This is a genomic window from Nonomuraea sp. NPDC049709, from assembly GCF_040674815.1.
In the GTDB taxonomy this organism is placed as follows: domain Bacteria; phylum Actinomycetota; class Actinomycetes; order Streptosporangiales; family Streptosporangiaceae; genus Nonomuraea.
Map to the genome: position 1 here is coordinate 1 of NZ_JBFANM010000120.1, position 13,237 is coordinate 13,237.

At 75.4% G+C, this 13,237-nt stretch carries 3 protein-coding genes; all 3 read left to right on the forward strand.

What is annotated here, in order from left to right:
- On the forward strand, positions 1-2,916 hold a 2,916-nt coding region (locus AB0J69_RS56910; RefSeq protein WP_364136782.1), incomplete at its 5' end, for an SDR family NAD(P)-dependent oxidoreductase.
- Complete coding sequence (locus tag AB0J69_RS56915; RefSeq protein ID WP_364136784.1) at positions 2,906-8,224, forward strand: SDR family NAD(P)-dependent oxidoreductase; 5,319 nt, start codon at positions 2,906-2,908, stop codon at positions 8,222-8,224. The genes AB0J69_RS56910 and AB0J69_RS56915, both read left to right, overlap by 11 nt.
- A 29-nt stretch (positions 8,225-8,253) precedes the next feature.
- A complete protein-coding gene (locus AB0J69_RS56920) occupies positions 8,254-13,236 on the forward strand; it encodes a beta-ketoacyl synthase N-terminal-like domain-containing protein (protein ID WP_364136786.1) in 4,983 nt (1,660 codons plus the stop codon).
- Position 13,237: the final 1 nt, after the last annotated feature.

The window sequence follows — 13,237 nt, forward strand, 5'->3', positions numbered from 1 at the left end:
CTGTTGTCGCTGGCTCAGGCGTGGGTGCTGGGTGTGCCGGTGGCCTGGCCGCTGGTGCTGGGCGAGGGACCGGCACCGAGTGGGCAGCCTCCCACCTACGCCTTCCAGCGCAACCGCTACTGGCTCGACCAGGGATCCGGCTCCTCCCGGCACCCGCTGCTCGACCAGGGTGTGCCGCTGGCCGCCGACGACGGTTTCCTGCTCACCGGCCGGCTGTCCCTGGCGACGACCCCCTGGCTGGCGGACCACGCCGTGGACGGCACCGTCCTGCTCCCCGGCACGGCGTTCGCCGAACTCGCGCTGGAGGCCGCCGCCAGAGCCGGATGCGACCTGGTCGAGGACCTGACGCTGCAGGCGCCGCTGGTCCTGCCCGGGTCGGGCGCCGTACAGGTGCAGGTCGCCGTGGGCGGGCCGGACGGGCAGGGCCGCCGCACGGTGGGCGTCTACGCCCGCCGGACCGCGGACGACCCCTGGACGACACACGCGAACGGCCTGCTCGGGACCGCCCCGGAGACCGCCCACGAGCGGCTGGCCTCCTGGCCCCCGGAGGCGCCCGGGATCGAGCTGGACGACGTGTACGAACGGCTCGCCGCGCGCGGCTACCAATACGGCCCCGCCTTCCGTGGCCTGCGGGCCGCCTGGCGCGCCGGCGGCCACGCCTACGCCGACGTCGCGCTGCCCGACCCGGTACGCGCGGACGCCGACCGCTTCACCCTGCACCCCGCCCTGCTGGACGCGGCGCTGCACCTGGTGGTGGCCGAGTCCGGCGACGACGAGGACGTCCTGCTGCTGCCGTTCTCGTGGAGCGGGATCCGGGTGGCCGCACTCGGCGCCGGCACCCTCCGCGTACGGATCAGCGACCGTGGCGACGACCAGATCTCGCTGGCGCTCTTCGACGGCGCGGGCGAGTGGATCGCCGGCATCGACACGCTGGCGCTGCGCAAGACGCCGAGAAGCGTCTCCCGCCCCGCCCCCGGCGCCACGGCCTACGCCCTCGACTGGGCCGAGCCCGCCACGGCGGACGCGGCCGGGCAGCGCTGGGCGGTGGTCGGAGCCGACGCGCTCGCCGACGAGATCGAGGCGGAGCTGGCGGCGGCGGGGACGGCCGCGCCCCGCTATTACGACCTCGTCTCCCTGGCCGACATGAGCGCGGGCGAGATCCCCGGCCTGGTCCTGGCGCCCTGCCAGGCCGACCCCGACGACCTGCCGTACTCGGTCCACGACGGCCTGCACCGGGTGCTCGACCTGGTGCAGGGCTGGCTCGGCGACGAGCGGTTCGCGCACGCGCGGCTGGTGTTCGTCACGCGGCCGGGCGACTTGGCGGGTGCGGCGGTGCAGGGGCTGGTGCGGTCGGCGCAGTCGGAGCAGCCGGGCCGGTTCGTGCTGGCCGAGGTGCCGGAGGGCTTCGCGGGCTGGGACCGGGTGGCCGCGGCGGTCGCGGCCGGCGAGACGCAGCTCGTGGTCAGGGAAGACGCCCTGCTGACGCCCCGTCTGACGCGCCGCGAGCCCGCCCCCGGGTCCGCCGTGGACGTGCCGGGGACGGTGCTGGTCACGGGCGGCACCGGTGGCCTGGGCGCCCTGGTCGCCAGGCACCTGGTGGAGCGGCACGGGGTGCGTGACCTGCTGCTGGTGTCGCGGCGCGGTGCGGAGGCGCCGGAGGCCGGGAAGCTGGTGGCCGAGCTGGAGGGTCTGGGAGCGCGGGTCGCGGTGGCGGCGTGCGACGTGTCCGACCGCCACGCGCTGGCGACTCTGCTCGCCCCGGTGTCCCTGGCAGGTGTGGTGCACGCGGCCGGGCTGCTGGACGACGCGCTGGTGGAGGACCTGACGCCGGACCGGCTGGGATCGGTGCTGGCGCCGAAGGCGGACGCGGCCTGGCACCTGCACGAGCTCACCCGCGATCAACCGCTGACGATGTTCGTGCTGTTCTCCTCGGTCGCCGGGGTGCTGGGCAACGCCGGGCAGGGCAACTACGCCGCCGCCAACGCCTTCCTGGACGCGCTCGCGACACACCGCCGCGACCAGGGACTTCCGGCGGTCTCGGTGGCCTGGGGCCTGTGGGACGCGGCCTCCGACATGACCGGCGCCCTCAGCCAGGCCGACCTCGCCCGGCTCGCCCGGGCCGGCATCGCGACACTGAGCGTCGAGCAGGGCCTGGAGCTGTTCGACGCGGCCCTGGCGAGCGCCGACCCGACCATGGTGGCCGCCCGGTGGGACGGCGCGGGGCTGCGTACCAGGGCCGAGAACGGCGACCTGCCGCCGGTGCTGCGCGGCCTGGTCCGCGCGCCGCGCCGGGTCGCGTCGAACACGACGGCCGCCGCTCCGGTGGCCGCCGGGCAGGGGCTGGGCGAACGCCTGGCGATCATGGGCGAGGCGGCCGCGCGGCCCCACCTCACCCAGCTCGTACGCGGCCACGTCGCCGCCGTCCTCGCGCACCCCAACCCCGACCAGGTGGACGTGGACCGGGCCTTCAACGAGCTCGGCTTCGACTCCCTGACCGCCGTCGAGCTCCGCAACCGGCTCAACACCGACACCGGCCTGCGGCTGCCCGCCACCCTCGTCTTCGACCACCCCACCGTCACGTTGCTGGCGGAGTACCTGTTCAACACCCTGGCACCGGACGGGCCCTCGCCCGAGGACGCGCTGCGGGCCGCGGTCGACCAGGCCGAGTCGGCGCTGCTGGCCGCGAACGGCCAGTCGGACGCCGTCCGCCGCCAGCTCGTCGCCATCCTGCAGAGCGCGCTCTCCAGGATCGGCGCCACCGCGGTCGCCACCTCGGCCACCGCCCAGAACGGCTCCAGCGGAGCCGCGGAAGAGATTGTCTCCGCATCGGACGAGGAGATCTTCGCCTTGATCGACAACCGAGCCATGACATCCCCCCTGAGGAACCCGATGGAAGGGCCCGACCATGGCGAATGAGGCTGAGCTGCGCGCATACCTGAAGCGGGTCGCCCTCGCGCTGACGGACGCCCGCCGGCAACTGGCCGAGGACGAGGCCCGCCGGCACGAACCGGTGGCGATCATCGGGATGGCGTGCCGTTACCCGGGCGGGGTGGGCAGTCCCGAGGAGTTGTGGGAGCTGGTCGCCTCGGGCCGGGACGCCATCGGCGAGTTCCCGGCCGACCGGGGCTGGGACGTGGAGTCCCTGTACGACCCCGATCCCGAGGCGGCGGGGACGTCGTACACCAGGCATGGCGGCTTCCTGTACGACGCGGGCGACTTCGACGCCGCGTTCTTCGGGATGAGCCCGCGCAGCGCCCTGGCCACCGATCCGCAGCACCGGCTGTTCCTGGAGACGTGCTGGCTGGCCCTGGAGCGGACCGGGATCGACCCCGCGAGCCTGCGCGGCAGCCGTACCGGCGTGTACGCGGGCAACATGTTCAGCGACTACTCCCAGCGGTTCATGCACGGCGCGGTGCCACCGGCCATGGAGGGCACGCTGCTGTCCTCCAGCACGTCGAGCGTGCTCTCCGGCCGGGTGTCCTACACCCTGGGGCTGGAGGGGCCGTCGCTCACGGTGGACACGGCCTGCTCATCGTCGCTGGTCGCGCTGCACCTCGCCGTACGGGCGCTGCGCCAGGACGAGTGCTCGCTCGCCCTGGCCGGCGGCGTCACCGTGCTGGCCTCGCCCGACGCCTTCATCGAGTTCTCCCGCCAGGGCGCCCTGTCCCCGGACGGCCGGTGCAAGTCGTTCTCCGCCTCGGCCGACGGCGCCGCGTGGGCCGAAGGCGTCGGAGTGCTGGCGCTGGAGCGGCTGTCGGACGCCCGCCGCAACGGGCACCGCATCCTCGCGGTCATCCGGGGCACGGCGATCAACCAGGACGGCGCCAGCAACGGCATGACCGCTCCGAGCGGGCCCGCCCAGGAGAAGGTCATCCAGCAGGCCCTGGCCGACGCCATGCTCGACACCCGCGACATCGACGTGATCGAGGCCCACGGCACCGGCACCACCCTGGGCGACCCGATCGAGGCGCAGGCGCTGCTGGCCACCTACGGGCGCAGGCGCCCGGCCGACCGGCCCATCTGGCTGGGATCGGTGAAGTCGAACATCGGGCACACGCAGGCCGCGGCCGGCGTCGCGGGCGTGATCAAGATGGTCATGGCCATGCGGCACGGCGTGCTGCCCCGTACCCTGCACGTCACCGAGCCCACCCCGCACGCCGACTGGTCGGCGGGCCACGTCCGGCTGCTGACCGAGCAGGCCGAATGGTCCCGCGCCGAGCACCCCCGCCGGGCCGGGGTCTCCTCCTTCGGCATCAGCGGCACCAACGCGCACGCGATCGTGGAGGAGTACGTCCCCGACCCCGAGCCGCCGGTCGTCCCCGCCTTCACCGGCCCGCTCGCCTGGACGATCAGCGCCCGCAGCCCCCAGTCGCTGGCGGCCCAGGCCGCCCGGCTGCACGAGTTCGTCACCGCGGGGGAGGGGCAGGACCCGGCCGACGTCGCGTACTCCCTGGCCAAGCGCCCGCCGCTGCCGCACCGAGCCGTCGTGCTCGGCCGCGGCCACGCCGCCCTGACCGACGGCCTCGCCCGCTACCGGCGGCACGAGGCGGCCTCCTCCGAGGACGACGCGGCGCCCGTCATCGAGGGAGTCGCCGGCGAGCAGCCCCTGCCGGCCTTCCTGTTCACCGGCCAGGGCGGGCAGCGGCCCGGCATGGGACGCGACCTGGCCGCCGCGTCGCCGGTGTTCGCCGCCGCCCTCGACGAGGTGTGCGCGGCGCTCGGCCCGCACCTCGACCGGCCGCTGCGCGACATCATGTGGGCCGAGCCCGGCACCCGCGAGGCGGAGCTGCTGAACGACACCGCCTACACCCAGCCGGCCCTGTTCGCCTTCGAGGTGGCCGCCCACCGGCTGCTGGAGTCGCTCGGCCTGAAGCCCGCGGCGCTGGCCGGCCACTCGGTCGGCGAGTACGCCGCCGCGCACGTCGCCGGGATCTGGTCCCTGCCCGACGCCGCCCGCCTGATCGCCGCCCGCGGCCGCCTCATGCGGGAGCTGTGCCGGCCGGGCGCGATGGTCGCCGTGAACGCCACCGCCGACGAGGTCGCGCCCACCCTCGCCGGGCTGGAGGACCAGGTCGGGATCGCCGCCGTCAACGGCCCCACCGGCGTGGTCATCTCCGGCGCCGAGGAGCCCTGCCTGGCCGTGGCCGACCACTGGCGGCAGCTCGGCAGGCGCACCCGCAGGCTGTCGGTCAGCCACGCCTTCCACTCCCCGCTCATGGAGCCGATGCTCCCCGCGTTCGCCGACGAGCTGAAGAGCGTGACGTTCGGCCGCGGCCGTACCCTCTCCGTCACCGGCACCCCCGGCGACTGGTCCGACCCCGGCTACTGGCTGGACCAGATCCGGCAGCCCGTCCTGTTCCACGCGGCCATCGGCAAGCTGGAGGAGCTCGGCGCCGGCATCTTCCTGGAGGTCGGCCCGCAGGCCGTGCTCGCCGGCATGGCCCACGAGTGCGTCAGTGGCGACGACGCCACGATCCTCGCCCTGCACCGGCGCGACCGCGCCGAGCCGGACGCGCTGGCCGCCTGTCTCGCCGGGGCCTGGGTGGCGGGGGCGAACGTGGACTGGGCCGAGCTGTCCCGCCACGGCCACCGCCTCGACCTGCCCCCCTACGCCTTCGAACGTGAACGCTTCTGGCTCGGCGCGCCCGCCAGGGGCGCGGACCTGTCCGCCACCGGCCTGCGCGACGTCGGCCACCCGCTGCTGGGCGCGGCGGTCGAGCTCGCCGACAGCGGACCGACCGTGCTCACCGGCCGCCTGTCGGTCGCCGACACGCCCTGGCTGGCCGACCACGCGGTGGGCGGGGCCGTCATCCTGCCCGGCGCCGCGCTGGCCGACCTGGTCCTGGAGGCCGGGACGCGGACCGGGCACGGCGTGATCGAGGAGCTGACGTTCGAGGCCCCGCTGCTCCTGCCGTCCCGCGGCGGCGTGGCGATCCAGGTCGTCGTCGATCCGCCGGACACCTCCGGCAGCCGCCCGGTGCGGGTCCACTCCCGCCCGGCCGACGACCACGAGGCCGGATGGACCCGCCACCTGTCCGGCGCCGTCGCCGAGGAGCGGGACGGCGACGCCCGTCCCGACTGGGCCGCCGCCTGGCCGCCCGCCGCCGCCACCCCCGTGGACATCGCCGGCGGGTACGAGCGCCTGGCCGAGCAGGGCTACGAGTACGGCCCCGCCTTCCAGGGACTGCGTGCCGTGTGGCGGCGGGGCGAGGAGCTGTTCGCCGACGTGTCGCTGCCCGACGAGGTGGACGTGGCCGGGTTCGGCATCCACCCGGCGCTGCTGGACTCGATGTTCCACCCGCTGCTCGTCGCCGACGGCACCGAGGGCCTGCGCGTGCCGTTCGAGCTGCGCGGCGTGCGGCTGCTCGCCGCCGAGGCCAGGACCCTGCGCGTGCGGCTGGCCAAGGCCGGCGACGACGGATACGCCATCGAGGCCGCCGACGCCGCGGGGCGGCTGGCGTTCTCGCTGGCCTCGGTACGGACCCGGCCGATGCCGTCGGGCGCGCTGGCCGGCCCCGCCGGACCGGTCTCGTACGGCGTGGACTGGGTGGAGGCGGTCGCCGAGCCCGGCGACGCGGAAGCGGTCGTGATCCCGTGCGTGAGCGGGGACGCGGACCTGCCCGCCGCCCTGCGGCAGCTCACCGCCCAGACGCTGGAGGCCATCCGCGACCCGCGCATGGCCGAGTCCCGGCTGATGTTCGTCACCCGGCCGGGTGACCTGGCGGGTGCGGCGGTGCAGGGGTTGGTGCGGTCGGCGCAGTCGGAGCAGCCGGGCCGGTTCGTGCTGGCCGAGGCGGAGGACGGGTACGCCGACTGGGCCAGGATCGCGGCTGTCGGGGAGCCGCAGGTCCGCGTACGTCAGGGCAAGCTCCTCGTGCCCCGCCTGATCCGCCGTGAGCCCGTCGCCGGGTCCCTGGGCGAGGTGCCGGGGACGGTGCTGGTGACGGGCGGCACCGGTGGCCTGGGCGCCCTGGTGGCGCGGCGGCTGGTGGAGCGGCACGGGGTGCGTGACCTGCTGCTGGTGTCGCGGCGCGGCCCGCAAGCCCCTGGAGCGGGTGCGCTGGTGGCCGAGCTGGAGGGTCTGGGAGCGCGGGTCGCGGTGGCGGCGTGCGACGTGTCCGACCGCCACGCGCTGGCGACTCTGCTCGCCCCGGTGTCCCTGGCAGGTGTGGTGCACGCGGCCGGGGTCTTGGACGACGCGCTGGTGGAGGACCTGACGCCGGACCGGCTGGGATCGGTGCTGGCGCCGAAGGCGGACGCGGCCTGGCACCTGCACGAGCTCACCCGCGATCAACCGCTGACGATGTTCGTGCTGTTCTCCTCGCTGGCCGGGGTGCTGGGCAACGCCGGGCAGGGCAACTACGCCGCCGCCAACGCCTTCCTGGACGCGCTCGCTGAACACCGCCGCGACCAGGGACTTCCGGCGGTCTCGGTGGCCTGGGGCTTATGGGACGCCGCCTCCGACATGACCGGCGCCCTCAGCCAGACCGACCTCGCCCGGCTCGCCCGGGCCGGCATCGCCCCGCTGACCGCCGAACAGGGCCTCGGGTTGTTCGACGCCGCACTCGCGAGTGCCGAGCCCACCATGGTGGCCGCCCGGTGGAACAACGCGGGGCTGCGTACCAGGGCCGAGAACGGCGACCTGCCCCCGGTGCTGCGCGGCCTGGTCCGCGGACCCCGTCAGGCGGCGGCGTACCCGGCCCGGGCGACCTCCGCCACCCTCGCCGAGCGCCTGTCCTCCCTGCCCAGACCCGACGCGTTACGCCTGCTCACCGACACCGTTCAGGCCCACATGGCCGCGGTGCTGGCCTACGGCAGCGCCGACAGCGTCGAGATCGACCGCCCCTTCAAGGAGCTCGGCTTCGACTCCCTGACCGCCGTCGAGCTGCGCAACCGGCTCAACATCGACACCGGCCTGCGGCTCCCCGCCACGCTCGTCTTCGACTACCCCACCGTCGCCTCGCTCTCCGAGTACCTGTTCAGCGCCCTGGCCCCGCCGGAGGTCGCGCCCGAGGACACGCTCCGCTCCGCCCTCAGGCGGATCGACCAGGTGCTCGAGCACGCCAACGGAGACGCGGCGGCCATCCGGGACCGTCTCGTACCGATCCTGGAGGGCGCGCTCAGCAGGCTCGGCAGGGCACCGGCCACCCCGGATGGCGTGCAGGGCCAGATCGACTCGGCTTCCGACGAGGAGATCTTCGCCCTCATCGACAACGAACTGTGACCACGACCGTGACCGGAAAGGCACTCCCGATGGGGACCGAGGAAAAGCTGCGTTCCTACCTCAAGCGCGTGACCGTCGAACTGGCCCAGACCCGCCAGCGCCTCACCGAGCTGGAGGAGCGCCGCCGCGAGCCCATCGCCGTCGTCGGCATGGCCTGCCGTTACCCCGGCGGTGACACGGTCGAGGACTTCTGGGACCTGCTGCGGCGGGGCGGCCACGCGGTGCGCGAGGTGCCGCCCTCCCGCTGGGACATCGACGCCTACTACAACCCCGAACCGGGCGTCCCCGGCGGCATGTACACCAGGTACGGCGCCTTTCTCGACGACGTCTCCGGCTGGGACGCCGAGTTCTTCGGCCTCTCGCCCCGCGAGGCGCTGCGCATGGACCCGCACCAGCGGCTCCTGCTGGAGCTGGCCTGGGAGGGCCTGGAGAACGCCGGCATGTCGCCCTCCCGCCTGGCCGGAAGCCGTACGGGCGTGATGGTCGGCTACATGGACACCCTCCAGTACGGCAGGCTGCAGATCGAGCGGCAGGGCGACACCGCCGTCTCCGACCCCTACCTGGGGCAGGGCGCGGTGGCCAGCGTCGCGGCCGGGCGCATCGCGTACCAGCTGGACCTGATCGGCCCCACCATCACCGTGGACACCGCCTGCTCCTCGTCGCTGATCGCGATCCACCTGGCCGCCGAGAGCCTGCGCAGGGGCGAGTGCGACCTCGCCCTCGCCGGCGGCGCGTCCCTGGTCCTGCACCCCACCACCTACCTCCAGGCGTGCGCCGGTCTGATGATGTGCCCCGACGGCCTGTGCAAGACCTTCGACGAGCGGGCCGACGGCTACGTCATGGGCGAGGGCGGCGGCATGCTCGTGCTGGAGCCGCTGTCCAGGGCGCTGGCCAACGGCCGCCGCATCCGGGCGGTGCTGCGCGGCTCCGCCGTCAACCAGGACGGCCGCAGCAACGGGCTCACCGCCCCCAGCCGCCGTGCCCAGACCGACGTCATCACCCGCGCCCTGGCGGCGGCGCGCGTGGACCCCGACGAGATCGAGTACGTCGAGGCGCACGGCTCCGGCACCCACCTGGGCGACGCCATCGAGCTGTCGGCGCTGCACGACGTCTTCGGCCGTCGCGCGCCGCACCATCCCCTCCGGGTGGGCGCGGTCAAGACCAACATCGGCCACACCCAGGCCGCCGCCGGGGTGGCCGGGGTCATCAAGACGATCCTGATCCTCGAGAACGGCCTGATCCCGCCCAGCCTCAACCTGGACACCCCCGCCGTGGCCATCCCGGAGGACGGCAGCGTCCAGCCGGTCACCGCCGCCCTCCCCCTGCCGGACCGGGACAGCCCGAGACTGGCGGGCGTCAGCTCCTTCGGCCTGTCAGGCACCAACGCCCACGTCATCCTCCAATCGGCCCCCACCCCGGACGCCGCCCACGCCGCCTCCCCGTCCGGGACGTCGCCGCTCACCCCCCGGGAATCCGCCGCCCCGCGCGCGGCCTCCGGCTCGGCGGCCGCACAGGGTGCGCGTGGGTCCGGCGGCTCGGCGGCCGCTCAGGGTGCGCGGGGGCAGGTGCTGACCGTGTCGGCGGCCAGTGCCGCCGCGTTGCGGGAGCAGGCGGCGCGGCTGGCCGACTGGCTGGCCGAGCGGCCCGGCACGGCGCTGGAAGACCTCGCCCACACCCTCCAGACCGGCCGCGCCGAGCTCGACCACCGCCGCGCCCTGGTCTGCGCCGACCTCGACGAGGCGGTACGGCGGCTGCGCGCCACCGCCGAGAGCGCCGGCGGCCGCCGGACCGGGACCCGGCAGCGCCTGGCCTTCCTGCTCCCCGGAGTCGGCGACCAGTACGCCGGTCTCGGCCGCGAGCTGTACGCCCGGGAGCCCGTCTACGCCGAGGCCGTCGACCAGTGCGCCGACCTGGTCCGCCAGCGCTCCGGCCTGGACCTGCGCCCGTTCTTCAGCACCCCCGCCGCCGAGCGCCCCGCCGACCTGGCGACCCTCCTGGGCCGGGGCGGCGGCGACGCGACCCCGGCCGACGACCCGCTCGCCCACGCCACGGTCGCGCACCCCTTCCTCTTCACGGTCGAGTACGCCCTGGCCCGCCTGCTCGGCCACTGGGGCATCACCCCGCACCTGCTCATCGGGTACAGCCTGGGCGAGTACGTCGCCGCCTGCCTGGCCGGGGTGTTCTCGCTGGAGGACGCCCTGCACGTGGTCATCGAGCGGGCCCACCTGATCAGCGCGGTGCCCGCCGGTCGTATGGTCGCGGTCGCCGCACCCGAGCAGCCCATCCGGGCCGCCCTCGCCACGGCCGGGGTAGAGGTGGACGTCGCCGCGCTCAACGGCCCGGCCATGACCGTGCTCAGCGGCCTGCCCGCGGAGATCGAGACGGCGACCGCCGTACTGACCGGGGAAGGTCTGGCCTGCCGGCCGCTGCGCTCCACCCACGCCTTCCACTCGGTGCTGCTGCAGCCCGCGCGGGAGAAGCTGGTCGCGGTGCTGGAGACGGTCCGGCGGAACGAGCCCGCCATCACCATCGTGTCCAACCTCACCGGCCGGCCGCTCACCGCCGAGCAGGCCACCGGCACCTCCTACTGGGCGGACCAGCTCGTCAGCACGGTCCGCTTCGCCGACGGCGTACGCCACTGCCTGGACCAGGACGTCACCGCGTTCGTCGAGCTGGGACCGGGCCAGACCTTGGGCGGGCTGGTCCGGCAGAGCCTGACCGGCGGGTCCGACATCGCCGTGCTCGGGACGCTGCCGCCGTACTGGACGGCTGGGCAGCCCGGGGACGCCCACGACGAGGTGCTCAACGCGTGCGCCGCGCTGTGGGAGCTGGGAGCCCGGGTCAGCTGGGAACGCACCCGCCCCGCCGGGGGCCGCGTGCTGAGCCTGCCGACCTACCCGTTCCAGCGCACCCGGTTCTGGCCCGAGCACGATGAGCACGCCCAGCGGACCGGATCGGCGCCTGCCGGGACGGCGGCCGTCACCGAGCCCGCCGACTTCACCTTCGTCCCCACGTGGCGTCGGGACCCGGCCGCCGGCGCCCTCCCGGCCGGCCTGAGCCTGCCCGGCCCGCTCGTCGTCTTCGCCGACCCCGAGGGCGTCGGATCGGCCCTCGCCGACCTGGCCGCCGCGTCCGGCACCCCCGTGGTCGAGGTGGTGGCCGGGGACGGGCCGCGCCGCGAGGGCCGCCGCCTGACCGTCGACCCGGCCGTGCCCGAGCAGTACGCCGAGGTGTTCGCCCAGCTCCCGGCCGGGCCGGTGCATGTGGCCCACCTGTGGAGCCTGGCCGCCGCCTCCGGCCTGCCCGACGACGACGAGCTGCGGGAGGCGGTCGGGCACGGCTTCGACAGCCTCATGCTGGCCCTGCAGGCGCTGGACGACCGGCCCGCACGGCTGCTGACCGTGAGCCGGGGAGCGACCGAGATCCTCGGCGGCGACGTGCCCGCTCCCCACCAGTCGCTGGCGCACGGTCTCGGGCGTGCGGTCCGGCACGAGTACGCCGGGCTGACCTGGAGCGGCGTGGACCTCGACGCCGAGGCGGGCTCCTCCGCCACCGTCACGGCCGCGCAGCTCGCCCACGAACTCCTGACCCCGCCGGCGGAGGATGCCGGTTCGGAGGTCCCGGACCCGCTGACCGGATGGCGGCGCGGCCGCCGCTGGGTACGCGGCTGGACGGAGGTCCCCGGCCAGGCGGCACCGCCCCAGACCTGGCGACCGGACGGCGCCTACCTGATCACCGGCGGCACCCGCGGCCTCGGCATGGCCCTGGCCAAACACCTGGCCCGAGCAGGCGTCCGCCGCCTGGCCCTCCTCAGCCGCACCCCGATCTCCCGCGACGAGGTGGAGGCGGACCGGATAGCGCCGACCTCTCGCGACGGGGCCGGGACGGTGGAGGACCGGATCGGGCGGACGTCCCGCGACGAGGCGGAGGCGGACCGGGTCGCGCAGGCCGCCCGCGATGAGCCGGTGGAGGACCGGATCGGGCGGACGTTGCGGGACGTGGCCGAGCTGGAGGCGGCGGGGGCCGAGGTGCTGCTGCTCAGCGCCGACACCGGCGTGCCAGGACAGCTGCGCGCGGCCCTGCGCCGGGCCCGCGAGCACTTCGGCGGCCTGCACGGCGTGATCCACGCCGCCGGGCTCCCCGCCGGAGGCATGCTGCGCCGCCGTACCGTCGCCGAGGCCGGGCGGGTGCTCGCGCCCAAGGTGCTCGCCATGGGCCCGCTCGCCGAGCTGGTCAGCGCCCGCACCCCCGCCGAGGAACGGCCGGAGCTGCTGGTGCTCTACTCCTCCGCCGTCACGGCGTACGGCGGCGTCGGCGAGGCCGACTACTGCGCCGCCAACACCCTGCTCGACGCGTACGGCCAGGCGCTGGCCGCCACCGCCCCCTCCACCCGGGTCGTCTCGGTCGCCTGGGGCCCGTGGCAGCACGACGTCTGGCAGGCCGAAGGGCTCAGGACGACCGGCGGCCTGGCCGACCGGGTGGCGGACTACCGCGCCCGCTACGGCTTCGCCGACGACGCCGGATGCGCGCTGCTCGGCCGGATCGTGACCGGGGGCCACGGCAGTGTCATGGCCGTCAGGCAGCCGCTGGACGAGGTCCTGCGCGCCTGGTCCGCCATGCTCGACCTGGACGACCTCGTCGGGGCGGCCGCCGTGCCCCGGGGTGAACGCTTCCCGCGCCCGATGCTGCGTACCGACTACGCGCCGCCGCGTACGGAGCCCGAGGCCAGGATCGCCGACCTGTGGGGCGCCTACCTCGGCATCGACCAGGTCGGCGTGCACGACCCGTTCTTCGAGCTCGGTGGCAACTCCCTGCTCGGCATGGCCATGGTGCTGGCCCTGGAGAAGGAGCTCGGCCGCCCCGTCGCACCGGCGGTGCTCTTCGAGCATCCGACCGTCGCGGAGTTCGCGGCGGCGCTCGACGGCGACGGCGCGGCCGCACAGGAGGCGCTCACCACCAGTTCGGCGCGGGGGCAGCGGCGACGCCGGGCCCGTTCCAGCAACCGGAAATGAG